Genomic DNA, 24,070 nt, shown 5'->3' on the forward strand with positions numbered 1-24,070 from the left:
TGCGCTGTACCAGCGGCACATGCCCAGATATGCGTTGAAAGTTGAATACCAGGGGGAACCGTTTGCCGGATGGCAGCGGCAAAAGGATCAACCATCTGTACAAGGCGCCATCGAACAGGCCCTGTCCCGTATTCAGCCGGGCGACCACACAATTGCCGCAGCGGGGCGCACGGACGCCGGTGTTCACGCCCTGGGGCAGGTTGCCCACTGCGACATGGCAAAGGAATGGGACCCGTTCCGCCTGTCTGAGGCGCTGAACTATCACCTCAAGCCTCTCCCGGTGGCCATCGTAAAGGCCGCCCCCGTGACCAAGGATTGGCACGCGCGGTTTTCGGCGGTTGAACGGCAATATCTGTTCCGCATCCTGATGCGCCGGGCGCCCGCAACCCACGACCGGGGACAGGTCTGGCAGATTAGCCACCAGCTGGATGCCGACGCCATGCAGGAAGGGGCAAACATGCTGCTGGGCCGGCATGATTTCACCACGTTCAGGTCGTCGATCTGTCAGGCGGCCAGCCCGGTCAAAACACTGGATGAACTGCGCGTTGAACGGGTCGCAGGCTTTTCCGGCCCCGAGGTTCATTTCCACGTGCGCGCCCGGTCGTTCCTGCACAATCAGGTGCGCAGCTTCGTTGGCACTCTGGAACGCGTCGGGGCCGGAGCATGGACCCCGGAAGATGTGCGTGAGGCTTTGGAGGCCGCCGACCGCGCTGCCTGCGGGCCGGTATGTCCGCCGCACGGACTGTATCTGGCGCGGGTCGGATACCCGGAACCGGTGTTCGACTGATCTAAACCGCGCGCAGAAGCAACCCGCCTGCAATCACCGAAATGACAAGTCCCGCCACCAGTTCGATGGAGGGTGCCAAAACCGACGCAAAGCGCGTGGCCGAAGCCGAAGCCAGCAGCCCGCCGCGCAAACCAAAAGACGTCCATCCGACCAGCGTAGTCACAGTCGCCGTGCCAAGCGACATGGCGAAAGCACCCGCGATCCCCACCATGGCGATGCCCATTTGCCACGTCAGGATCAGTACGAACAAGGCACCGGTACAAGGCCGCGCAGCTATGCCTGCGATCAAGATCAGGGCTTCGCGCAACGTGCCCACATTTGCGACCTCGTCCGCGGTTGGACCATGACGATGACCGCACTCCGCGCAGGCTCCGTCATCATGATGGTGCTGATGGGCGTGATCGCAAAGGACATGCTTTTTTCGTTGTCGTGCGAAATTGCGCACAGCCCGAACAACCAACCAAAGCCCAATCAACGCAATGGCTCCGTAGCTGATCGGAGCCATCACCCGTTCCGTCGTCCCAACAAGGCTTTCGCGGGACATCTGAAAGACCAGCACCCCCGCGTAGACCAGCACAACCGCCGTCACCGCCTGACCAAGGCTGGACAATACGCTGATCGCGGACAACCTCCAGAAGGCGACGCGCCGACCCAAACCGTAGCCGCCGATCAAAACCTTCCCGTGGCCCGGACCCACAGCATGAAAGAACCCATACGCGAAACAGACAGTCAGAAGCGTGGCCACCGCCTGAGGCTGTTCCGCGCGCGCTGAACGCAAGGACCGCGCGATCTGGTTCTGAAAGTCGCGCTGCTCTCCGGCTGCCCAACCTGCCAGACTGTCAAACCCACCACTGCCCCAGAACCAAAGCAGCAAACCAAAGGCCAGAGCGACCGGAACAATCAGGAAACGGGACATGAAATGAGGACCTCAGTCGCAAAGCTCTCACCAACCAAGGGAATATCGTTTTCCTCCAGGTCGTAATCCGCGTCCAGTGTCAACAGAAACGCCTGCATCTGTGCAAGCTGCCCGTCTATGTCAGGGTCGTTACGATCCATCTGGCAAGACTCCGGGCCCGTCACGGTTACAGGGCGCGTAATCTCGTAGGCCGTATAGAAGGACTCATCAAATGCCTTGGCGGAAAGCCCTGTGGCAAGTATTGCTCCGCCTTCGACCGCCCGCAAATGGGTGGTTACAATCCGCCCGTCTTCCGTTGTCGCGCTGGGCTGTATCGGGCGGGACAGAGCCACCGGTGTTCCGTCTTTGGTAAGCACGAGGTCGCCGTTATATCCCTCGACCCATTGCATATCGAACCCGCTCAGACGTTTTTCTTCGTTTTCCGTCAGAATACCGTCAGCATCCTGATCCAGATTCATGTCTTCCAGAACAAGCAGAGAATAAAATTCGTCATATGCCCACGTCACCCGGATATGGGTCAGGTGACCGGCCTCATCCACGATGAACTCCAGCCCGGTGTCGATAAAGACATGCGGGTGGGATAGTGCCGGGATCGGCAGGCAACAGGTCATGACGGTGAAGAGCCAGCGCATATGCGCAAGATAGGTCTGACGGGACACGGCGACAACGGCCTTTACACACGCCTGCGGAAACTGGCCGACCTTCAGACTGGCGGGAACAGAACCAGTGTTTGCAGGGCCGTCCCTACAGGACCCTGCGTATCAAAAAGCACCGACTGAGACATGCCGATGCCCGTAGGTTGCCAATGTGAAACCGAACTGGACGCCAGCCAATCTGACACCGGTTCGCGGTGGATATTCACGGTCAGATCGGTGTTCATGAACCCCATCTCCGACGTCGGAGCATTCCACGAGATACCATTGCCGCAATCCGCCAACGGACACAATGCCTGAATGGGCGACTGATCTTCGCCGCTCAACAGCTTTGGGGTGCGCATCCAGACCGTTTTGGGTCCGGCACCCTGTTTGCTGTCTATGGGATAAAGGATGTCACTGTAGTGGGCAAACCCCTTCAAATCGTGACGGATCTCGCCGATTGGAAAAGGACCTTCTACCGCGTCTTCCAACTGTGGCGCGCTGGTTTCGACGTTTGCCACCGCGCCCAGATCGCGTCGCGCCAGATGCATGGTGGTGGCAGTGGCGCAGAGTGTGTCATCCAGATCGTGCACCGTAACCCGTGTGGTCGCCAGCGTCTTGGTATGGCGCGTGGTTTCTGCGGCAACCCGCAACCCGGCCAAGGGCAGAGGGCGCAACAGGTCAACTGTCAGGCGGGTCAGCATCTTTTCGGGGCCAACCTCGGTTTCCGCCGCCCGCACTATCAACCCGCTTACCGGCCCTGCGTGGCAATGATCGGCAGACCATGGACCGCGTGCAGGATCATTTCCGACAAACGCCCCATCCTCGCGCTGACAGAAATAAGTCTGATCCGTGAAGTCGAGCCCTGCCATCAGTCCCCTCTGGTCATTCGTTGCGTGGTGTGCCTCGGCTCACTCATACCGGTAACCGGTTGCGAAGTAACGTGGTTTCCCTTGCGCGAGGTGAGTGGTATCTTCACGAAACTGTCCTTTTCGGGTTTTGAAACCGGGCTGTACTTTTAGGCACGAGGATGGCTTAACAGACCTGATCCTGTCCACCGCTGTGACGGGACGTCACCACATCACATCCAAGTGGGGTCGCATATGGCGTTGTTGATTGAAACCGGGTTGTCGGACTGGATTGGGGATGAGGAAATCGCCGCCACATTACAGGCCTTGGCGCCCGGTGCAGACATCCGCACACCCGGAACGCTGGGCGACCCCAACGACATTACGATGCTTGCGGTGGTCAGCATGCAAAGCAATCACCCGGCGAAGTTGCCCAACCTGAAACTGGTTCAGAAGCTGGGGGCCGGGGTTGAGACCATAGTTGGCCATCCGGACCTGCCTCCGCATATCCGAGTGGCACGTTTGAAGCCAGACGCGCCTGCGCAGGGCATTGCCGAATGGTTTCTGGCCTATATTCTGCGCGCTCAGCGCCATATGGTTTTTCACGAGGCATCCCAGAGCCGCGCCGAATGGTTGCCGCGCGCACCTATCTTCACACCTGATACGGTTGTGGGCGTTCTGGGTCTGGGCCATATAGGGGCCCGCACTGCCCGCATGTTACATGCCGTCGGGTTTCAGGTCATGGGCTGGAGCCGCTCACCAAAGTCCATCGATGGTGTCACCTGCCTGCATGGGCAAGACGCGCTGCCTCGGCTATTAGGGCAATGTGATCACGTCTGTGCCATCCTTCCTTCGACGCCGCAAACCGCGGGGTTGTTTGACGCACAGACGCTAGCCGCGATGAAGCCGGGCAGTCAGTTGCTGAACGCCGGACGCGGAAACCTGATTGACGAGGCGGCGCTGATCGCGGCGCTGGATAACGGCTCACCGGGCCATGCCGTGTTGGACGTCACGTCACAGGAACCGCTGCCAAAAGACAGCCCCTTGTGGCGGCACCCTTCTGTGACGATCACACCGCATGTCTCGGGCTGGTATCTGGGGGACGCACTGTCGGATGTGGCTGAGAACTACCATAGGCTCAGGTCCGGCGATCCCCTGTTGCACGAAGTCAGTCGCGACCTGGGGTACTGATAACCAAGTCAGAGATCAGGGCGTCAAGATCCAGTTTCCGTTACCGTCATTGCACCGGCGGGTTCTGATCTCGCGGCTTTGGTCGCTGCCTTCCGGCTGGATGACATGCTGAAGGCCGACGCAGTTGCCCTGAACGTTTTGCACCCGGATCGTTCCTTTTGAGCCGGTATCGTCGTTTTGCCAGGACCGTTCCTGCCCTACAGAAGGCGTGCCATTGTTCAAAAGGGCATTCGAGGTTTCACTGACCACTTCAAAGTCTGCCGGGGACAGCCCCATCTCAGCTATGATTCGGGAGAGTGACTTGGCGTCGGCGGAACCGGTCATCAATAGGGTGCCAAACGCGGCAATGACGGGTAAAAACTGGGCTTTCATTGTGGCCTCACAGAACTGAAATCATTTACGACCAAGGATATACCTCTGTTTCAGCAGGGCCAAGCCCCGGGGTGCCGACCTTCAAAATATCCCGAACAAACCTATCGCGTGTCAGGACCTAATAGCGCCGCGCCTTTGTCCCCATAGTGCCATTCAAACGATCCCGAGGCACACAAATGACCCATCCGACCTACTTCGCCCCGACCGGCGGCCACCCCGGCCAGAACCAGTTGCTGACCGACCGCGCCATGTTCACAAACGCGTATGCGGTCATTCCCAAAGGTACGATGCGCGACATTGTCACCAGCTATCTGCCGTTCTGGGAAGGAACACGCCTGTGGGTTCTTTCACGCCCGCTCAGCGGATTTGCCGAAACGTTCTCGCAATACATCATGGAAGTGCAGCCCGGCGGCGGCAGCGATCAGCCAGAGACAGACGCGCAAGCTCAGGCAGTGCTTTTTGTCGTCGAAGGAACAGTCACTTTGACGCTGAACTCGGAAAACCATGTGTTGGAGACAGGCGGATACGCCTATATCCCCGCCGGCAGCGACTGGACATTGCGGAACACTGGCCAGACGGCAGCCCGGTTCCACTGGGTCCGCAAAGCCTATGAGGCCGTTCCCGGGTTGTCCGCGCCAGACCCGATCATCACCAACGAACGCGATGTGACGCCTGTCGAAATGCCGGGCACCGAAGGCCGATGGTCCACCACGCGGTTCGCAGACCCGCAGGACCTGCGCCATGACATGCATGTGAACATCGTCAATTTCGAACCAGGCGGGGTCATTCCCTTCGCCGAAACCCATGTGATGGAACACGGGCTTTATGTTCTGGAAGGGAAAGCGGTTTATCGCCTCAATCAGGACTGGGTCGAAGTTGAGGCCGGAGATTACATGTGGCTGCGCGCCTTTTGCCCGCAAGCCTGTTACGCAGGGGGGCCGGGCCGGTTCAGGTATCTGCTTTACAAGGACGTCAACCGGCATATGCCCCTGTCCCTGTCGCGCCGCTAAACGCTGGGCTGGAAATCGCAGTGATCTATTGCCCCGGGGCTTCACACAAGGGTCGGAATTTGCTGAAATCCAGGTAACATCTTGTTTTGAGCATTGGAGATTTGTCCATGAAACTGCGCCTTGCCCTGATAGCCGTTGCCGCACTATCTACCTCTGCAATCCTGCACACAGCACCCGCCATTGCGGAGGAAGAGACCAAATCCGTCTTCGTCATGAGCCGCAACTGGGCTGTGACACAGGTCGCAGACGAACCGGTCATTTATCGCGCCACACGCGACAACAACAACCTGAACCCATTCGGCCCGCCCCCACGCCTTCGGACAACGCAAGCTATTGCTGCCATTCAACAAGCGACGGGCTGCAAGGTGATCTTCAACAGCATGTACCAGAATATCTCGGGTCAGTTCTTTTCTCAGGTCAGGTGCAAGTAAGCTGTTGCTGATCAGGCATTGAGATCGACCCGACGCCCTGCCATAGCTTGCGCATGAAACTCGCGATAAACGGATTCGGCCGCATTGGCCGCACGATCCTGCGGCAGGTTCTGGCCCTGCCCAAAGGGTCGGATATCGAGCTGGTGCTGATCAATGACATCGCGCCGCTGGAGACCTGTGCTTACCTGTTCAAATACGACAGCACCTTCGGCCCCTATCCCGGCGATGTGTCACAGGGCGATGCTACGCTGATCGTGGATGGACGCTCTGTTCCTATGACCCACAGTGCCGATCTGACACGCGTTGACTTGTCTGGCGTAGACGTAATGCTGGATTGTACTGGGGTCGCGCGCACATCCGACGTGGCGCGTCGCGGGTTATCTGCGGGCGCCAGCAAGGTCCTGATCTCGGGCCCTTCACCTGCGGCCGACTTAACCGTCGTTTTGGGGGCGAACGAAGATCAGTTGGGCAGCGCCCGGATCGTATCGAACGCCTCCTGCACAACCAATGGGCTGGCACCAATGGTCAAAGTGCTGGACCACATTGGCGGTGTTTTGTCAGGCCATATGACAACTATCCATTGCTATACCAACAGCCAACCCATGGTTGACGCCCCGCGCGGCGACCTTGCCCGGTCGCGGGCCGGTGCGCTGTCCATGGTTCCGACAACGTCCAGCGCCACACACCTGATCGACGTGGTCCTTCCACATCTGGCCGGGCGCATCTCGGGCGCCGCAGTTCGCGTCCCGACAGCCAGCGTTTCGGCGGTCGACCTCGTGGTCACGTTGGAACGCGGCATGAGGGCCGAGGATTTTGATCATGCTTTGCGTCAGGCTGTTGTCGCGTCACCGGTTTTGGGCTGGACTGATATGCCGCTGGTCTCTTCCGATCTGCGGGCGCGCCCGGAATCGCTTGTCATCGCCGGGCCGGAAACCCGCATGGTCGGTGAAAATCAGGTGCGCGTTTTCGGCTGGTACGACAACGAATGGGGCTTTTCGGCCCGCATGCTGGACGTGGCCCGCCTGATGGCCGCGCCGTGACCGGACTTAGCTTCGTACTCAGCGTCGGGTCGGTGTCTATGGTTTAGGCCCCGCGACAGGGTATTCTGTAACACGGACCACCTTACTAATCCGTTCAATCATGAAATCCATGAACAGGCGTGCCTTTGGATCCTGATGGCGCCGATGCGTGTATAGGCAGGCCATCTGAACTGAAACAGGCGGAGTTTCCGTCGCAACCGGTACGAGGCGGCCGGATTTCAGATGCTCGGCCACCTCGAAAACCGGCTTCATTGCAATGCCTTGACCGGACAACGCCCAATCCGTCAGGACATCCCCATCATCACATTCAAACCGCCCGGACACGGCAAAACGTTTCGGACCATCGGGTGTGACCAGCATCCACTGAAACTCGGTCGCACCCGGAAAGCGCAGATTAAGGCATTCATGCTTGTCGGCAATCAGGTCAGCCCCGGTCTTAGGCATACCGCGCCGCGCCACATAGTCCGGCGCAGCACATAGCGCACGCTGGCAGTCGGCAATCTTGCGAATACGCAACGTGCTGTCCTCGGGCTGGCCAATGAAAAACGCCAGATCCAGACCTTCCGTCGTCAGGTCAACCGAGCGATCCGTCAGGCGCAAACGGACATCAATCTCTGGGTATTCCGCAAGAAATTCGGGCACATTCGGAGCAAGCAATCGCCGCCCCACCCCCAGTGGAGACGCGACGAACAACGACCCCCGCGGTGCCTCGGTCAGATGTGTGACCTGAGCCTCGGCCTCGTCCACCGCATCCAGAACCACCACCGCACCGGGATAGAATGCCTTTCCCTGCTGTGTCGGGGACAGGTTCCGCGTGGTGCGCTGGAACAGGCGCACACCCAGATGGTCTTCAAGCTGCGATATTCGCGCTGATGTCACCGCTGGCGAAATCCTAAGATCCCGCCCGGCTGCGGACATGCTGCCCAGATCGTAAACCCTGACAAAGGTTCGGATGTTGTCGAGATAGGACATTTTTTCGGTTTTTTTGATACCAATTGACAATATATTGGGAATACCGAAGAATCACCCGTTTGCCTAGTGAATTACACAGGGCATAGGCCACGGACCGGCCCGGACATTGGTTGTATACGGTTGGCTTTGGCCCGGACCGCGGCAATTCCGGTGTGCCAATCGAGGTGCGGCAAAGCGATTGTGTCAGCAAAGGCCGGGACAATTCGGCCAAAATGACCCGATCCCGCGTTTATCCCTTTTCCCAATGGCATTCAGGTGTTCTAACCTGACACTATAAGGCCGTGCATGACACGGTAGCTGAGATTTGGAACTGGGACAGTTGGGGCAATTCATGCAAGGGCGCACGCCGCAAGGCCGTTTGAAGTGCTGGCTGAGTGCCATTGTCTTGGCACTGACCCCGACCACTCTGATGGCGCTGGAAACTTCTCTGACGGCGCCGGGCGCATCCAAGGAACTGGTTGAACGCCTGAAAAAGACATCATCGGTGACAACAGCGGAAGAGCGGGGCCTGGATACGCCACTTGAGATTCTGTCTGCCGCTTTGTCGGATTACCGCACGCTTGTGCAGATCTTGTATGACGAAGGGTATTTCAGCCCGGTTGTCAGCATCAAGCTTGACGGGCAGGAAGCCGCTGAATTGAGCTCTTTGACAGTGCCAGCACAAATCAACAGGGCCGCAATTACCGTTGAAACCGGACCAAGATTCAAATTCGGCACGGCCATTGTTCAGCCCCTGGCGTCTGGCACCGTTCTGCCCGAAGGTTTCGCCCCCGGCAAGTTGGCAACGACCGGAGCCATTCAAAAAGCAGGCTCGGACGGTGTGCAGGGGTGGCGGAATGCGGGCCATGCGAAAGCGAAAATTGAGGATCAGACCATCATCGCCCGCCACGCGCAGGCCCGTCTGGATGCGCAGATTGATCTGGACCCGGGGCGCAGGTTGACGTTTGGCAGAATGTTCATCAAGGGCGACACGGATGTGCGCCACCGGTCCATCGAAAAAATCGCCGGTTTCCCAAGCGGAGAAGTTTACTCACCAGAAAAAATCCAGAAGGTTGGAACACGTTTACGCCGCACCGGCACGTTCAACGTCGTGTCATTGCAGGAACATGAGACAGCAAACCCCGACGGCACACTGGATTTCGACGCCACATTCGAAGACCTGCCAAAGCGTCAGCTGACCTTTGGGCTCGAGCTGGCCTCGCGCGACGGTGTCGATGTGACCGCGACCTGGATGCATCGCAACATGTTCAAACGCGCGGAGCGTCTGCGGTTTGAGGCAGCGATACGAAATATCGGTGGTTCCGAAGATCTTGATGGGCGGATCGGATTGCGCCTGGATCAGCCCGATCGTCTGGGTCCGGACGACAATACTTTCTGGAACGCGTTGCTTGAGCGCCGCAACACCGAAAACTACAATGTCTCGGTTGCGTCTGTGGCATATGGTGCGCGCCGCACATTCTCTGACACGCTCTATGCTGAAGCCTCGGCTGGATTACAGTGGTCAGATGCTGACGACGCCTATGGAAATGGCCGAAAGTTTAGGTACTTTATCCTGCCCTTCCGCTCGGAATGGGATGAGCGCGACAGCAAAGTCAGCGCCACGCGCGGCTTTTATCTGGATACCGAAGTCATGCCTTTCGTTGGCTTTTCCGGCACCGATACGGGCCTTCGCCTGTTTGTTGACGGGCGGGTCTATACCAGCCTTGGAACCAGCGGCAGGGTTGTGCTGGCCGGGCGGGCGCAGCTTGGATCGGTCATTGGCCCGCCTGCGAGTGGCGTTACACCTGATTTTCTGTTCTTTTCCGGTGGCGCGGGAACCGTGCGCGGACAACCCTATGAAAGCCTTGGCATCCCTGTCGGGACCGGTGTCGCAGGCGGCAAGTCCTTTCTTGGACTTTCCGGCGAGATCCGGGGCAAGGTGACAGATTCGCTGTCGTTGGTCGGGTTTTACGACTACGGTGTCGTCGATACCTCTTCCTTTATAGGAAGTGGCGCGGAAGATCATGCAGGTGCCGGTATCGGCGTAAGATATGATCTGGGCGGCTTTGGACCCCTGCGGTTTGACCTGGCCTTCCCGGTAAGCGGCTCCAGCGGCGACGGTCTGCAATTCTATATCGGGATCGGGCAAGCGTTTTGAGACGGCACCTTTCATACCCTCTGCTGATTGGCACGCTGATGCTTGTGCCAGTGGCCAGCCCTGCGCAGGAGGACGAAGGCGGCAGCATGATCGAGCGGTTCCTACAGGACACGCTGTCGGGCGACGATCAGAATGTCACCGTCAAAGGCCTGCAAGGCGCGCTGAGTTCACGCGCCACCATTGCCGAGATCACGGTGGCCGATGATGAAGGGGTCTGGCTGACCATCCGGGAAGCGGAACTGGATTGGAACCGGTTGGCGCTGATCCGCGGGCGGTTTTCGGTCAACGCGCTGACCGCACAGGAAATCGACGTGGCCCGTGCGCCGGGCACCACGACTAAAGACACGCCGTCCCCTTCTGCCGAGACCCAGGCTTTTCAACTGCCTGAACTGCCTGTGGCCATCGAAATCGGCGAAATCCGTATTGGCGAGCTGGCATTGGGCAAACCTTTGATCGGTGTCGCGGCGGAACTGGCCGTCAATGGCAACCTGTCGCTGGCCGACGGCACGTTGGACACCAAACTGGACATCACCCGACTGGATCGGGCCGGTGATGAAATCTCTTTGGCTGCGGGTTTTAGGAACACTGACAGCCAGATCGATCTTGACCTTCAGGTCACCGAAGCCGCGGGGGGTCTGATCTCGACCGCGCTAAAAATGCCGGACAGCCCTCCGATCGGATTGACCGCGAAAGGGTCCGGGCCGGTGACGGATTTTACGGCCGATATCGGCCTGAGCAGTGATGGGCAGCCACGGGTGACCGGGCAGGTTCGGTTGCGTTCTGCCCCAACAGCCGCGGCTAGCGCGGAGGAGGGCATCGCCTTTACCGCGGATCTGGGCGGTGACCTGACGCCCTTTGTCGCTGAGAATATGGATACATTTTTCGGCCCCAAAACGCGGTTGATCGTGGATGGGCGAACCCTGCCTGAAGGAGCGTTGGATATCAGTGATCTGGAACTCAGTTCTCAGGCACTGAACCTGAAAGGGGCGCTGCAACTGGCGCCAGGCGGTCGGCTGCAACTGGCGGCTCTGCAAGGACGCATTACGCCGCCAGAGGGGCAAAGCGTCGTCCTTCCGTTATCAGGTGGCGACACATCGATCGAGGCTGCCCAGGTTTCTGCGTTGTTTGATGAGAAAAACGGCAACCTCTGGGATCTGAGCCTGACCGCAAACGCCGTAAGATCCGACACCCTGAACCTGCAACGCGCGCAGATTACGGCGCAAGGGACCTTGGAACAGGGTGATGTTTTGCGGATCGACGGTGATTTGCAGGCTGCTTTGGACGGTATCGACCTGGCTGACGACGCCCTGAACACCGCCGTTGGCGACCGCATTACGCTGGACGGTACGTTCCAATATGGCAGGGATCAGACCCTGAACCTGTCAGGGGTCGAGATGGTCGGCTCGGACTATGAACTGGGCGTTGATGCCGAGATCAGCGGCTTGTCCAGTGGTTTGGCCGTCAATGGTGCTGCGACGTTGCAAGCGACCGATCTGTCGCGGTTTTCGGGCCTGGCGCAGCTGGAACTGGGCGGTCAGGCCTCTGCCCGGCTCTCGGGTCAGGGCTCTCCGCTTGAAGGCAGTTTCGATGGCAAGCTTGAGGTCGAAGGGCGCGATCTTTCCACAGGGCGCGACGACATTGACCCGGTGATAAGGGGCAACACAACAATCACGCTGGACGCCAAACGCGGAGCGGATGGCGTAACGATCCGGGATTTTACGCTGATCGGCGACGCTCTGCGCGCGCAGGCGGATGGCACGGTTACCACCCCTGACGGCAACGTGACGATTGATGGGCAAGCAACAGTCAACGCGCAGGACCTTTCCGTGTTCTCGGGCCTCGCCAAACGTGAGCTTGGCGGTGCGGTACAGGCGAAACTGGACGGCAAAGGCACTGTTCAGACGCTCGAATTCGATGGCACAGCCAGCATGATGAGCCGGGATGTCAAAACGGGCCTACCCGAGATTGACCCGCTGCTGGTCGGCCGGACCGAGATCACGTTCGACGGCGCGCTGAGCCAGAAGCAGATTGAAATCCGCGACGCGGTGATCAAAGGTTCAGCCCTTGTGGCAAGCGCCGCAGCAACAATTGACGATCCGACGGATGCTTTGGCTGTGGACGGGCAGGTCAGTCTGAACATCCCGGACCTGTCACCCTTTTCAACTCTTGCCGGGCGAGATCTTGCAGGTTCGATTATCACGGACGTCGCAGGCAAAGGTACGGTTGGCAGCAAGGCCTTTGACGTAAAAGGCAACCTGGCTGCTGATGACATCAAATCCGGCATCAATGCGGTTGACAACCTGATCCAGGGGCGAACGAACCTGACGGTGGATGCGGTGAATGACGAGGCCGGTCTGAATATTCGCACATTCCAGCTGATCGGCACCGCCCTTTCTGCGGATGCATCCGGCAAACTGGACCGCGATGCTGGCGGGCTGACCTTTACCGCTGCGCTGGATGATTTGGGGCGGCTGTCGAAAACACTCTCCGGGCCTCTGAAGCTGGACGGCAACGTCGCTCCGACACAATCCGGGCTGGAAGGGTCAGCTCATCTGCTGGGGCCAGAGAGTTCCTATGCCAAAGTGGCCGGTACGGTGGACACAAATGGATCCGCCGATCTGGACTTTGATGCCAAGTTCAACCGCATCGAAAGGTTTGTGCCAGAGTTTCCCGGCACCCTTACCGCTGCGGGCAATGCAAAGCGGGACAGTGGCGTTTGGACCATCGACGCCAAGGCGCAAGGTCCCGCAGACATCGTCAGCACGGTTGCAGGCACCTTTGATGAAACCAGCAGCAATGCAGATATTTCAGCGAAGGGTGGCGTAAACCTGGGGATAGCAAACGTCTTCATCACGCCTAACAAGATTGAAGGGTCCGCACGTTTTGATCTGGCCCTCAAGGGCCCGGCTGATCTGGCGTCCCTAAGCGGGTCGATTACCACTTCGGGAACATCCCTTGCACTTCCCGGCGCGGGTCAGACCATCACCGGGATTAACGGACAGGTGGATCTGGCGCAAAGCCGTGCAACCATCTCGCTGAACGGTGGTGTGCGGGCCGGTGGTGGCTTTACCGTCAATGGACCTGTCGATCTGACGCCCCCGTTCAACGCGCAGATCGCGACAACAATCAACAGCCTCGTCCTGACCGATCGGCTCTTATACGAGACGACTTTGAACGGTCAGATTGCGATGACCGGCGCCCTAGCCGGGAACAGTTCGCTGGCCGGGCAGATCACCTTTGGTGAGACCAATATCAACCTCGCTGCGGCTTCGGGGGCTGTAGGTGCCGCACCGATCCCTGAGATACAGCATGTCAACGAAAGCGGAGCCAGTTTCATCACGCGTGAGCGTGCAGGTCTGGTAGCCACCGAAGACAAGGGGCAACGCACGTCCAGAATAGCGCTAGACATCAACTTGCTGGCACCCAAAGCCGTGTTCGTAAGGGGGCGCGGTGTAAATGCCGAATTGGGCGGCCGGATCTCCATTGGTGGTACGACGACCTCGGTGGTCCCGTCAGGTCAGATTGAATTGATCCGCGGTAATTTCGACATTCTGGGCCGCAGGCTGGCCCTGACCAAAGGCATCGTGACCCTACAGGGTGACTTGACGCCTTATATCGAGTTTGAATCCTCTGCCAGCACCTCGGACGGCACCGCGACCATCGAAATCGCAGGGCCACTGGATTCACCCGAGGTTAACGTGTTTTCCGATCCCGAGCGTCCGGCTGAAGAGGCGCTGGCGATGCTGCTCTTCGGGAACAGGTTCTCGGAAATCTCACCATTCCTGATTGCGCAGATGGCCGCATCGCTGGCGCAACTCAGCGGTGCTGGCGGGGACGCGACCAAGGGATTACGCGACTCTACCGGTGTTGATACGATTGATGTTGGTGCGTCAGAGGGTGGCGCGGGCCGACTGGGTGCCGGGGCCTATCTGGGTGAAAACCTCTATACCGACTTTACCGTCAATACCGAAGGCAATACCGAGGTGAACCTGAACCTTGATGTAACCGACAATTTCTCGGTCAAGGGCACGGTTGACGGTCGTGGCGAAACGGGCATCGGAGTGTTCTTTTCAAAGGACTATTAGGATCGCGTCCGACCCCAGCAAACTATTTCCGGCGAATTCCTATCGGTTGGCCGATCTGCGAAGCCGGTTCCAGAGACTTGTGATCTTCCACCATTTGCGCAAGACGCGCCGCTGCCCAATCCGGGTAGGGTGCGGATCGCCCGGTGCTGTGGCTGACATTCATAAAAAGCGCCTCTTGCGTCGCACAAATCTCGTCAGTTTCTGCCAAAAGCATCTGGGCGAAGTAATGTCCTCTCTTGCTGTCAGCATCCAGCATACGGAACCTGAAATAAAATGACGAACCATCTTTGACCTCTTGCACGAAATGCAGATGAGACTGCAGGATGTAAGGCCCCTGCCCCAACGCCTTGACCTGCACCTCGCCCAACCCGAGATGGTCAACCATCAGCTTTTCCAACGCCATGTCAAAGGCGACACTGTAAAACCCGACATTCACATGGCCGTTATAGTCGATCCATTCGGGCCGTACTTCAAAGCCGCGAATTTCCACAGGCGCGGCATACGGGCCATCATGCCCGCCAGGAGGTGTCGAAGTCAGCTGCATTTGGCCCCCTTTACTGTGCGCCTTCATCGTCAAATATAGCCACGGCCCGGACAAATCCCGCAGAGGCCCCTTTTATCTTGAAGGGGAAACAGGAAATCTCGAACCCGGTGGGCGGCAGGTCTTCCAGATTGGTCAGCTTTTCCAAGTGGCAATACCCGATATCCATCGACGCGCGGTGGCCTTCCCAGATAATTGATGGATCTCGGGTCTCAGCGTATTCCTGAGCGGTGAGCGGAAACGGTGCATCCCAGCTCTAGGCGTAGGTGCCGGTGACACGCACGCCACGTTCCGTCAGATAAAGCGTCGCCTCGCGCCCCATTCCACATCCTTTGACCAGATAGTCCGGCGCGCCGTAACGTGTCCCTGCCGCAGTGTTGACCACGACGATATCCAGCGGGCAAAGCTCGTGGCCGATGCGCTTCAATTCTGCTTCGACATCTGCCGCGGTAACAACATACCCATCCTCGAAGTGTCGAAAGTCCAGCTTGACGCCAGGGTTCATGCACCATTCCAACGGCACTTCGTCGATGGTTATCGCCCGTTCACCTTTGTTCATCGTGGAATGATGGTGATACGGCGCATCCAGATGCGTGCCGTTGTGGGTCGCGATCTGCAACCGTTCGATGGCCCACCCTTCACCGTTCGGCAGGTCTTGCCGTTCCAGACCCGGAAAGAAAGATATGACCTGTTCTGCCGTCTGATCATGGGTCAGATATTCGATTTGCGGCAACATGATTGACGGGTCAGACACGATCCCGGTTTCCAACGGAACGGACAGATCGACGAAACGACGGGCCATTAGCAACTCCTCCACCATATTACCGGACAGGGTTGGTTGAGCGCAAGCGCCTGTCAAGAAAAGAAAAAGGCGACCCGTCTGGCCGCCTTCTTTGCTTGATATGTATTGGGTTCACTCAGCCGCAACTGCGCCTTCGATCTTCTCGACGCGAATGGCCGAGAATTTGAACTCGGGGATTTTGCCATAAGGGTCGATGGCTGAGTTTGTCAGGATGTTTGCCGCCGCCTCAACATAGGCAAACGGGATGAACACCATATCCTCGGCAATCGCCCGGTCCGCGCGGACCATGATCTCAATCGAACCACGGCGTGTGGTCAGGCGGATCATGTCGCCCGGCTCGATGCCCATCAGCTTGAGCGTACGTGGATTCATCGAACAGTTCGCCTCGGGCTCAACCGCGTCCAGAACATTGGACCGGCGGGTCATTGAGCCGGTGTGCCAATGTTCCAGCTGACGGCCAGTGGTGGCGATCATCGGGTATTCCTCGTCCGGGGCCTCATCCGGCGGAATGACGCTGGCGGGGGTGAACTTCGCCTTACCGCCCGAGCGGGGGAAACCATCCCCGAACACGATGGCCTGACCCGGGTCGGTTTCGCTGAGCGACGGGTAGGTAATCGTCTCGGTCTCCAGACGCTCCCACGTGATGTTGTCAAGCGATGCCATGGTCAGTTTCATCTCGGCAAAGACCTGAGAGACATCGGTGTAATCCCAGTTCAGCCCGATGCGCTGTGCCAGCTCGACCGTGATCTTCCAATCTTCGCGCGCTTCTCCCGGGGGGGTAACGGCAGGCCGTACACGCTGTACCTGACGGTTGGTGTTCGACACCGTGCCGTTCTTTTCATAGAGCGCCGAGGCAGGCAGGATGATATCGGCATAGTTCGCCGTCTCGGTCAGGAAGATGTCCTGCACGATCATCAGATCCAGTTTGGCCAGCGCCGCGCGGGCGTGGTTCACATCCGGGTCGGACATGGCCGGGTTTTCACCCTGAATATACATGCCCTTGATGTTGCCCGCATAGGCCTGATCGATGATTTCGGTCACCGTCAGACCCTTCTCGTTCGAGAAGTCATCCGAATGCCAGACATCATTGAATCTGGCGCGAACGCCGTCGTCAGTCACCGACTGATAGTCCGGCAGGAACATCGGGATCAGGCCCGCATCCGATGCGCCCTGCACGTTGTTTTGCCCCCGCAGCGGGTGCAGCCCAGCGCCGGGTTTACCGACATTGCCCGTCATCAGAGCCAGCGAAATCAGGCAGCGCGAGTTGTCGGTGCCGTGGATGTGCTGGCTGACGCCCATGCCCCAGAAGATCAGGCCAGCTTTGGCCTGCGCAAAGGTACGCGCGACACGGCGCAGCTGATCCGGTTCAATACCACAGATCGGTGCCATCGCTTCGGGCGTGAAGGCGCGCAGATGCTCTTTCTCGGCCTCCCAGTTCTCGGTCCAGCGGTGGATGTACTGGCTGTCATACAACTCTTCCTCCACGATCACGTTCATGATCGCGTTGAGCATCGAGACATCCGCCCCCGGACGGAACTGCAGCATTTCATCCGCGAACTTGCGCATACCAACGCCACGGGGGTCCATAACGATCAGTTTGCCGCCACGCTTGGCGAACTGCTTGAAATAGGTCGCCGCGACAGGGTGGTTCTCGATCGGGTTCGAACCGATGATGATCGCCACATCGGCGTTTTCGATCTCGTTAAAGGTTGCCGTCACCGCGCCCGAACCCACATTCTCGATCAGCGCCGCAACGGATGAAGCGTGGCACAGACGGGTGCAGTGATCGACGTTGTTGTGCTTGAAGCCCTGACGGATGAACTTCTGGAACAGATACGCCTCTTCGTTGGTACACTTGGCCGAACCGAAGCCCGCAACCGAACGTGGGTCTTCGGCGCGCAGGGTCATCAGCTTGGTCGCGGCCAGATCCATCGCCTCTTCCCAGGTTGCCTCGCGGAAATGGGTCGACAGATCGCCCGGATCAACGTTCAGCCCCTTGGCGGGCGCATCCTCGCGCCGGATCAGCGGTTTGGTCAGGCGGTGCGGGTGGTGGATGTAGTCAAAGCCAAAGCGACCTTTGACGCACAAACGACCTTCGTTTGCGGGGCCGTTGATGCCCTCGACATACTTCACCTTGCCGTCCTTGACCTTCAGCGACACTTTGCAGCCCACACCGCAGAACGGGCAGACGCTTTCGGTTTCGCTATCATAATCCTTGCTGTCCCCCTGCTGCTGATCGTCCAGCACGGTGGCAGGCATCAGCGCACCGGTGGGGCAGGCCTGAACACATTCACCGCAAGCAACACAGGAGGAGGTACCCATCGGATCATTCTGGTCGAACACCACCTGCGCGGTATGACCGCGACCAGCCATGCCAATCACGTCATTCACCTGCACTTCGCGGCAGGCCCGAACACAAAGGTTGCAGTTGATACACGCATCCAGATTGACACGCATCGCCACATGGCTGTCATCCAGAAGCGGGATTTTCTCGGCCTCTTTCGCAGGAAAACGGCTGTCGCTGACATCGTTCAGCTTGGCCATGTCCCAGAAGTGGCTCGATTTGTCGTGCGCTTCCTCGGGCTGGTCGGCCACCAACAGTTCCATCACCATGGCGCGCGATTTTTCGGCGCGGTCGGTGTCGGTCTTGACCACCATCCCATCGACCGCCGGGCGGATGCACGAGGCGACCAGCGTGCGCTCGCCCTCCACCTCGACCATGCAGGCGCGGCAGTTGCCATCGGGGCGGTATCCCGGTGCAGGCTTGTGGCATAGATGCGGGATCACCAGGCCCCGGCCATTAGCCGCTTCCCAGATCGTGGTGCCCGCGGGCACGGTGACGTCATCGCCGTTCAGGTTGAAGGTGACGGTCTTGGTTGGGCTTGCGTCAAGCATGGCTCTGTCTCCCTCAGATTTCGTCAGCGAAATGTTTAATGACCAAGCGGATCGGATTCGGGGCCGCCTGCCCCAGACCGCAGATCGAGGCATCGCCCATGACCTGGCACAGATCTTCCAACAGATCGGTATCCCACTTGTCGGCCTGCATCAGCTTGACCGCCTTTTCGCAGCCTGCCCGGCAGGGGGTGCATTGACCGCAGCTTTCATCCTCGAAGAACCGCAGCATGTTCAGCGCTGCATCGCGGGCGGTGTCCTGATCGGACAGAACCACAACGGCGGCCGACCCGATGAAAGTGCCAAGCGGCTGAAGCGTGTCGAAGTCGAGCGGGACGTCGTCAATGCTTGAGGGGAGAAGACCAGACGACGGCCCGCCCGGTTGATACGCCTTGAACACATGGCCATCAGCCATGCCGCCGGCGGCATCAATCACATCAAGAATGGTCGAACCTGCGGGCAGCAGGTAAACGCCCGGCTTCGCCACACGCCCCGAGACCGAATAGCTGCGCAGGCCCTTGCGGCCGTTCTTTTCAACAGAGTTCAGAATCTGCGGCCCTTCGCGGCAGATTTTTGAGACCCAATACAGCGTCTCGACATTGTGCACCAAGGTCGGACGGTTAAAGACCCCAACCTGCGCCACAAACGGAGGACGGTGGCGCGGCAGGCCCTTCTTGCCCTCAATCGATTCGATCATCGCGGATTCTTCACCGCAGATATAAGCGCCAGCACCCCGGCGCAGGTCGATATAGCCTTCTTCGACAATACCCGCCTGTTCCAGAGCAGCAATCTCACGGCGCAGAATTTCCAGCACTGCCGGGTATTCGTCGCGCATGTAGATGAAGCAGGTCTCGGCCTCGACTGCCCACGCGGCGATCAGCATACCTTCGAGGAAGACATGCGGCGTGCGCTCCAGATAATAGCGGTCTTTGAATGTTCCGGGCTCACCCTCGTCGCCGTTTACCGCCAGATAGCGCGGACCTTCGTTCATACGAACAAAGCCCCATTTCTTACCCGACGGGAAGCCAGCGCCGCCCAGACCACGCAGACCCGAGGACAGGACGTCTTCTTGCACCTGTTCCCAATCACCGCCGTCGCGCAGCTCTTTAAGCTTGGCGTAACCGCCTTCGGCCTCATAGGCCGTGAAGGTCTCACAGTCGGGCAGGTGCGCATGGGTGTCCCCTGCTGCAATCGCCGACTGCACCTTTTCGGGGGTCGCATGGTCAATATGGTTGTGGCCAATCTCCAATACCGGAGCGGTATCGCAACGCCCCATGCAGGGCGCGCGGACAACACGAACCTCAGCGGGGTCCAAACCGTCTTCCAACGCCTTCTGCAACTGCTGGGCACCAGCCATTTCGCAAGAGAGGGAATCACAAACCCGGATGGTCAACGCCGGAGGTGGCGTCTCGCCTTCTTTCACCACATCGAAATGGGCATAGAAAGTCGCGGTTTCGTAGATCTCGGCCTGACCGATCCGCATCTCGACGGCCAATGCCGCGATATGGTCGGCGCTGATATGACCGTGTTCGTCCTGAATCAAATGCAGGAACTCGATCAACAGATCGCGGCGGCGCGGACGATCGCCCAGCAGGCGTGTGATTTCAGCCTGCGCCTCATCCGTGAACTGACGGCCTTTGGGTGTGTGCCGCCCCTTGCCTTTACCTGACTTCCAGACGCCCTTGGGTGTGCCTGATGGCTTGGTATCTAATGGTGCCATGATGCCCTCCGATTGAGGTTCCATCTCTCATCAGGCAAACATATCGTCAAATCGCTTTTGGCAATCGCACGATAACGACACCTTATCACCGCAAAGAGGTCACCACATCCCGCAAAGCCTTGACCGTCGGCAACTCGGGGTCGCGGCTGAGGGTCGCCAGACAAATCGGTTTGCTGACAACAGGTTCGATCAGCGGCAACACTTTCGTTCCCTTCAAATCGCCCAGCGCACGTACCAAAACCCGAGGAACAACCGTCGCCGCCAGCCCCTCCCGCACCATGACCATTGACGCCGTGAAACCGCTGGTTTCGGCAACGATATCGGGGTGCAGCCCCTGTTCGGCAAACACCCGGTCCAGAATACGCCGGTTCTGCATCTGCGGCTCCAAAAGGCTGAGCGGAAATTCTGCGACCTGCGCCCACGGAATCGGGCCGCTTTGGTCCGTCAGATGCGTGGGCACCAACAACACATAGGTTTCCTCGTAAAGAGGTTGAACCTGCCGGAAGTCCGTGCCGATGCTGTCACCATAAGTCACCCCGGCATCAAGGCTGCCTTCGTCCAGCCGGTGCTGAATTGCGGTGGCTGACATGGTTTCAATGCGTGTGACGATACGAGGATGCGCGTCACGCAGCCTTTTGACCAACCGCCCCGTGAAGGCGATTGCGGTCGGGATCACGCCGAGGATCAGTGTGCCCGTAATCTCACCCTTGGCGGCCAGTACCTGCTGTTCCAGCGCCTTGGTGTCGTCCAGAATACGCCGCGCCCGCTGGACAATCATCTCGCCCTCTTCGGTCAGCCCTTGAAAGCGGTTGGCGCGACGGACGATTGAGACACCTAACCGGTCCTCAAGATTGCGGATGCGCATCGAAAACGCGGGCTGTGAAATCCCGCATTCCTCGGCTGCTTTGGCAAAATGCCGATGCCGCGCCAAAGCGCTGAGGAGCTGGAGGTCGCGGATTTCGATCAAGGAAAGCTCCAATGCTGCGGATAAGGCAGGATACCCCGCTCACCCGACAGGAACAGCCCAATTGATCAGGTATTAAACAAAAAGTGCATCACATCGCCGTCCTTGACGATGTAACCCTTACCCTCGGCCCGCATCTTGCCTGCTTCTTTCGCGCCCTGCTCACCATTGGCAGCGACATAGTCGTCAAAGGCGATGGTCTCGGCGCGGATAAAACCCTTTTCGAAATCGCCATGGATCACACCTGCTGCTTGCGGTGCAGCGGTGCCGGTGCGGATGGTCCAGGCGCGGGCCTCTTTCGGGCCGACGGTGAAATAGGTTTCCAGCTTCAGCAGATCGTAACCTGCGCGGATCAGACGGTCGAGGCCGGGCTCTTCCAGTCCCATCTCCTCAAGGAACATCTGGGCTTCGTCCTCATCCAGCAGGCTTATCTCTTCTTCGATCTTGGCACTGATGATGACATGGGCATTGCCCTGCGCGGCGGCCATTTCGGCCACGCGGGCAGAGTATTCGTTGCCTTGTGCGGCATCTTCCTCGGACACGTTGCAGACGTAGAGAACCGGTTTGGTTGTCAGCAGTTGCAACATCTTCCACGCCTTGGCGTCCTCGTCGCTGACTTCGACCAGACGTGCGGGCTTGCCGCTTTCCAGCATGGCCTGCGCCTCGGCCAACAGGCGATCTTGCTGTTGCGCTTCTTTGTCGTTGCCCTTCAGCTTGCGCACCAGATTGGCCCGGCGCTTTTCGATGCTTTCCAAATCGGCCAGCATCAGTTCGGTTTCAATCGTTTCAGCGTCCGCAACCGGATCAACACGCCCGTCGACATGTGTCACGTCGCCGTCTTCGAAACAGCGCAGCACATGGGCAATCGCATCCGTTTCGCGAATATTCGCCAGAAACTGGTTGCCCAGCCCTTCGCCCTTTGACGCGCCTTTCACCAGACCCGCGATATCCACAAAAGTCATCCGCGTCGGGATAATCTGTTTTGAGGACGCAATCGCTGCCAGCCTGTCGAGGCGGGCGTCGGGAACCGCAACATCCCCGACATTGGGCTCAATGGTGCAGAATGGGAAGTTCGCGGCCTGCGCAGCAGCGGTTTTGGTCAGCGCATTGAACAGGGTCGACTTGCCGACATTCGGCAGACCCACGATTCCCATTTTAAAGCCCATCACGGCCTCCTGCATAGAATACGATCGCAGCTTCTATGCAGGTCCGCCTGAATGCGCAAGGGATTGCTGGCGGCACTTTGGCCGAGTCCATTTCGCCACATCACAAAATCGTTTGAAAATTGTGTTCTTGCCGAAATTGAAAAACAACTCCTACGATTACCAGTTAATAGCACACGATCACTTTTTGTTGGCGGACACTGATGAAACACCTTTTTCTTGCAACCGTTCTGGCGGCAACGGCCTTCGCGTCAGCCCAGGCCCAAACCGTTGTTTTTGGTGCCGGATACGCGGACTATTCTGAAGACACATCCGAAGATCAGGGTCTGATCTCGATCGAATACCACCACACGCCATTTCATCAGGCGACGCGGTTTCGCGCCGGTTGGGGTGCGGCCCTAACTGTAGATGAAGATGGTGACACGCATATCGGCGCGGGTTTGATCGGGCAGTATGCGCTGAGTGATCGCTGGTTTTTGGAAGGCAGTGTTATGCCCGGCTACTATAATGCCAGCAACGACCTGAATGATCTTGGGGGCGATTTCCAGATTCGCAGCCTTTTGGGACTTGGCTATAACCTGAACAATGGCAACAGCGTGTCTGTCGCGCTAACCCATAAATCCAACGCCAGTACCAATGACGAGAACCCGGGCGTGAATGCCCTGCTGGTACGCTATCATCTGGGCTTCTGATCCATTCCTGTCTGGGCGGGATTGATTTTCGGTCAAAGTTTCTGCACATCAGGTCGAAACCCGAGTGCAAGGACATCCGATGACCCGTATCGACGCCAAGTTCGCCGCCCTGAAAGCCGAAGGAAAAAAAGCCTTTGTCGCCTATGTCATGGCCGGAGATCCCGACTATGACACTTCGCTTGAAGTGGTCAAAGGCCTGCCTGGTGCTGGCGTGGATGTTATCGAGCTGGGCTTGCCCTTTACTGACCCGATGGCCGACGGCCCGACAATTCAGGCCGCGGGCCAACGTGCGCTTGAGCAGGGCATGACCTTGCAACGCACATTGGATCTGGCACGAACCTTTCGGGAAACGGACGATACAACCCCCATTGTCCTGATGGGGTATTACAACCCGATCTACAGCCGGGGTGTCGATGCGTTTCTGGCCGATGCAAAAGCAGCTGGTATTGACGGGTTGATCGTGGTGGACCTTCCCCCCGAGGAGGACGCAGAACTCTGCCTGCCCGCGCAAGCGGCGAGTCTGAATTTTATTCGCCTGGCAACCCCAACCACGGATGACAAACGCCTGCCACGTGTTCTGCAAAACACTTCGGGCTTTGTTTATTATGTCTCGATCACCGGGATCACTGGCGCAGCCGAGGCAGAAGCAACAGATGTTGGCCCCGAGGTTACCCGCATCAAGGCCGCGACCGATCTGCCGGTAATCGTGGGGTTCGGGATCAACACGCCTGAGAAATCGCGCAATATTGCCTCGGTGTCGGATGGCGCGGTGGTCGGGTCAGCGATCGTCAGCCAGATCGGCGCTGGTAAACCTGTGGCCGACGTGCTGACCTTTGTGAAATCTCTTTCGGATGGCGCGCACAGCGCCTGAT

At 58.6% G+C, this 24,070-nt stretch carries 19 protein-coding genes and 1 pseudogene; 9 read left to right on the forward strand and 11 right to left on the reverse strand.

The window, feature by feature from the left end; translation table 11 throughout:
* Nucleotides 1-19: 19 nt before the first annotated feature.
* Nucleotides 20-787, forward strand: coding sequence for a tRNA pseudouridine(38-40) synthase TruA (gene truA, locus AC2FPW_RS04720; RefSeq protein ID WP_496812717.1), 768 nt, complete (start codon nt 20-22; stop codon nt 785-787).
* A gap of 1 nt (nt 788) precedes the next feature.
* Here the strand turns inward: truA and AC2FPW_RS04725 are convergent, their stop codons facing one another.
* From AC2FPW_RS04725 to AC2FPW_RS04735, 3 genes are read right to left on the reverse strand one after another with little or no spacing between them, the layout of a single operon-like run.
* On the reverse strand, nt 789-1,703 hold the full coding sequence (locus tag AC2FPW_RS04725; RefSeq protein ID WP_496812718.1) for a nickel/cobalt transporter: 915 nt from the start codon (nt 1,701-1,703) through the stop codon (nt 789-791).
* Nucleotides 1,688-2,362 (reverse strand): DUF1007 family protein, encoded by a 675-nt coding sequence (locus tag AC2FPW_RS04730; RefSeq protein ID WP_496812719.1) that lies wholly within the window; start codon nt 2,360-2,362, stop codon nt 1,688-1,690. Before AC2FPW_RS04730 ends, AC2FPW_RS04725 begins: the two co-directional genes overlap by 16 nt.
* A 44-nt stretch (nt 2,363-2,406) precedes the next feature.
* The gene (locus AC2FPW_RS04735; RefSeq protein WP_496812720.1) at nt 2,407-3,210 is read right to left on the reverse strand and encodes a thioesterase family protein; all 804 of its coding nucleotides are present in this window, start codon (nt 3,208-3,210) and stop codon (nt 2,407-2,409) included.
* A 231-nt stretch (nt 3,211-3,441) separates the two neighbouring features.
* On the opposite strand from AC2FPW_RS04735, the gene AC2FPW_RS04740 reads away from it, so the two are divergent.
* Nucleotides 3,442-4,377, forward strand: coding sequence for a 2-hydroxyacid dehydrogenase (locus AC2FPW_RS04740; protein ID WP_480494814.1), 936 nt, complete (start codon nt 3,442-3,444; stop codon nt 4,375-4,377).
* 15 nt (nt 4,378-4,392) lie between these two features.
* On the opposite strand, the gene AC2FPW_RS04745 is transcribed toward AC2FPW_RS04740, so the two are convergent.
* Nucleotides 4,393-4,749 (reverse strand): hypothetical protein, encoded by a 357-nt coding sequence (locus tag AC2FPW_RS04745; RefSeq protein ID WP_480483995.1) that lies wholly within the window; start codon nt 4,747-4,749, stop codon nt 4,393-4,395.
* A gap of 176 nt (nt 4,750-4,925) precedes the next feature.
* On the opposite strand from AC2FPW_RS04745, the gene AC2FPW_RS04750 reads away from it, so the two are divergent.
* From AC2FPW_RS04750 to AC2FPW_RS04760, 3 genes are all read left to right on the forward strand, one after another.
* The gene (locus tag AC2FPW_RS04750; protein ID WP_496812721.1) at nt 4,926-5,759 is read left to right on the forward strand and encodes a bifunctional allantoicase/(S)-ureidoglycine aminohydrolase; all 834 of its coding nucleotides are present in this window, start codon (nt 4,926-4,928) and stop codon (nt 5,757-5,759) included.
* Nucleotides 5,760-5,866: 107 nt separating this feature from the next.
* Nucleotides 5,867-6,190 (forward strand): hypothetical protein, encoded by a 324-nt coding sequence (locus AC2FPW_RS04755; RefSeq protein WP_496812722.1) that lies wholly within the window; start codon nt 5,867-5,869, stop codon nt 6,188-6,190.
* Nucleotides 6,191-6,243: 53 nt separating this feature from the next.
* Nucleotides 6,244-7,230: a type I glyceraldehyde-3-phosphate dehydrogenase gene (locus AC2FPW_RS04760; RefSeq protein WP_496812723.1), complete on the forward strand. Its 987-nt coding sequence runs from the start codon at nt 6,244-6,246 to the stop codon at nt 7,228-7,230.
* Between the two features lie 36 nt (nt 7,231-7,266).
* Here the strand turns inward: AC2FPW_RS04760 and AC2FPW_RS04765 are convergent, their stop codons facing one another.
* The gene (locus AC2FPW_RS04765; protein WP_496812724.1) at nt 7,267-8,202 is read right to left on the reverse strand and encodes a LysR family transcriptional regulator; all 936 of its coding nucleotides are present in this window, start codon (nt 8,200-8,202) and stop codon (nt 7,267-7,269) included.
* Between the two features lie 331 nt (nt 8,203-8,533).
* Between AC2FPW_RS04765 and AC2FPW_RS04770 the strand changes: the two genes are divergently transcribed.
* Nucleotides 8,534-10,339, forward strand: a complete 1,806-nt coding sequence (locus AC2FPW_RS04770) for an autotransporter assembly complex protein TamA (RefSeq protein WP_480911102.1) — start codon at nt 8,534-8,536, stop codon at nt 10,337-10,339.
* Between the two features lie 38 nt (nt 10,340-10,377).
* A complete protein-coding gene (locus AC2FPW_RS04775) occupies nt 10,378-14,424 on the forward strand; it encodes a translocation/assembly module TamB domain-containing protein (RefSeq protein WP_496812725.1) in 4,047 nt (1,348 codons plus the stop codon).
* Between the two features lie 22 nt (nt 14,425-14,446).
* On the opposite strand, the gene AC2FPW_RS04780 is transcribed toward AC2FPW_RS04775, so the two are convergent.
* From AC2FPW_RS04780 to ychF, 6 genes and pseudogenes are all read right to left on the reverse strand, one after another.
* Nucleotides 14,447-14,968: a thioesterase family protein gene (locus AC2FPW_RS04780; RefSeq protein WP_496812726.1), complete on the reverse strand. Its 522-nt coding sequence runs from the start codon at nt 14,966-14,968 to the stop codon at nt 14,447-14,449.
* Between the two features lie 10 nt (nt 14,969-14,978).
* Nucleotides 14,979-15,767: pseudogene (locus tag AC2FPW_RS04785) on the reverse strand (cyclase family protein).
* 111 nt (nt 15,768-15,878) lie between these two features.
* Nucleotides 15,879-18,662, reverse strand: a complete 2,784-nt coding sequence (gene fdhF / locus AC2FPW_RS04790; protein ID WP_496812727.1) for a formate dehydrogenase subunit alpha — start codon at nt 18,660-18,662, stop codon at nt 15,879-15,881.
* A 13-nt stretch (nt 18,663-18,675) separates the two neighbouring features.
* Complete coding sequence (locus AC2FPW_RS04795) at nt 18,676-20,379, reverse strand: NAD(P)H-dependent oxidoreductase subunit E (protein WP_496812728.1); 1,704 nt, start codon at nt 20,377-20,379, stop codon at nt 18,676-18,678.
* Nucleotides 20,380-20,464: 85 nt separating this feature from the next.
* Complete coding sequence (locus AC2FPW_RS04800; protein ID WP_267365476.1) at nt 20,465-21,346, reverse strand: LysR family transcriptional regulator; 882 nt, start codon at nt 21,344-21,346, stop codon at nt 20,465-20,467.
* 65 nt (nt 21,347-21,411) lie between these two features.
* A complete protein-coding gene (gene ychF / locus AC2FPW_RS04805; RefSeq protein ID WP_496812729.1) occupies nt 21,412-22,509 on the reverse strand; it encodes a redox-regulated ATPase YchF in 1,098 nt (365 codons plus the stop codon).
* A 200-nt stretch (nt 22,510-22,709) separates the two neighbouring features.
* On the opposite strand from ychF, the gene AC2FPW_RS04810 reads away from it, so the two are divergent.
* Together AC2FPW_RS04810 and trpA are read left to right on the forward strand one after the other, a co-directional pair.
* The gene (locus AC2FPW_RS04810) at nt 22,710-23,198 is read left to right on the forward strand and encodes an acyloxyacyl hydrolase (RefSeq protein WP_496812730.1); all 489 of its coding nucleotides are present in this window, start codon (nt 22,710-22,712) and stop codon (nt 23,196-23,198) included.
* 79 nt (nt 23,199-23,277) lie between these two features.
* Nucleotides 23,278-24,069 (forward strand): tryptophan synthase subunit alpha, encoded by a 792-nt coding sequence (trpA, locus tag AC2FPW_RS04815; protein ID WP_496812731.1) that lies wholly within the window; start codon nt 23,278-23,280, stop codon nt 24,067-24,069.
* Nucleotide 24,070 lies beyond the last annotated feature (1 nt).

The sequence above is a fragment of the Ruegeria sp. SATB027 genome (genome assembly GCF_059613825.1).

What these genes read in the sequence shown, in the direction of transcription:
- truA (WP_496812717.1), top strand. Translation starts at nt 20, where the DNA reads ATGCCCAGATATGCGTTGAAAGTTGAATACCAGGGGGAACCGTTTGCC.
- AC2FPW_RS04725 (WP_496812718.1), bottom strand. Translation starts at nt 1,703, where the DNA reads ATGTCCCGTTTCCTGATTGTTCCGGTCGCTCTGGCCTTTGGTTTGCTG.
- AC2FPW_RS04735 (WP_496812720.1), bottom strand. Translation starts at nt 3,210, where the DNA reads ATGGCAGGGCTCGACTTCACGGATCAGACTTATTTCTGTCAGCGCGAG.
- AC2FPW_RS04740 (WP_480494814.1), top strand. Translation starts at nt 3,442, where the DNA reads ATGGCGTTGTTGATTGAAACCGGGTTGTCGGACTGGATTGGGGATGAG.
- AC2FPW_RS04745 (WP_480483995.1), bottom strand. Translation starts at nt 4,749, where the DNA reads ATGAAAGCCCAGTTTTTACCCGTCATTGCCGCGTTTGGCACCCTATTG.
- AC2FPW_RS04750 (WP_496812721.1), top strand. Translation starts at nt 4,926, where the DNA reads ATGACCCATCCGACCTACTTCGCCCCGACCGGCGGCCACCCCGGCCAG.
- AC2FPW_RS04755 (WP_496812722.1), top strand. Translation starts at nt 5,867, where the DNA reads ATGAAACTGCGCCTTGCCCTGATAGCCGTTGCCGCACTATCTACCTCT.
- AC2FPW_RS04760 (WP_496812723.1), top strand. Translation starts at nt 6,244, where the DNA reads ATGAAACTCGCGATAAACGGATTCGGCCGCATTGGCCGCACGATCCTG.
- AC2FPW_RS04765 (WP_496812724.1), bottom strand. Translation starts at nt 8,202, where the DNA reads ATGTCCTATCTCGACAACATCCGAACCTTTGTCAGGGTTTACGATCTG.
- AC2FPW_RS04770 (WP_480911102.1), top strand. Translation starts at nt 8,534, where the DNA reads ATGCAAGGGCGCACGCCGCAAGGCCGTTTGAAGTGCTGGCTGAGTGCC.
- AC2FPW_RS04775 (WP_496812725.1), top strand. Translation starts at nt 10,378, where the DNA reads ATGCTTGTGCCAGTGGCCAGCCCTGCGCAGGAGGACGAAGGCGGCAGC.
- AC2FPW_RS04780 (WP_496812726.1), bottom strand. Translation starts at nt 14,968, where the DNA reads ATGCAGCTGACTTCGACACCTCCTGGCGGGCATGATGGCCCGTATGCC.
- fdhF (WP_496812727.1), bottom strand. Translation starts at nt 18,662, where the DNA reads ATGCTTGACGCAAGCCCAACCAAGACCGTCACCTTCAACCTGAACGGC.
- AC2FPW_RS04795 (WP_496812728.1), bottom strand. Translation starts at nt 20,379, where the DNA reads ATGGCACCATTAGATACCAAGCCATCAGGCACACCCAAGGGCGTCTGG.
- ychF (WP_496812729.1), bottom strand. Translation starts at nt 22,509, where the DNA reads ATGGGCTTTAAAATGGGAATCGTGGGTCTGCCGAATGTCGGCAAGTCG.
- AC2FPW_RS04810 (WP_496812730.1), top strand. Translation starts at nt 22,710, where the DNA reads ATGAAACACCTTTTTCTTGCAACCGTTCTGGCGGCAACGGCCTTCGCG.
- trpA (WP_496812731.1), top strand. Translation starts at nt 23,278, where the DNA reads ATGACCCGTATCGACGCCAAGTTCGCCGCCCTGAAAGCCGAAGGAAAA.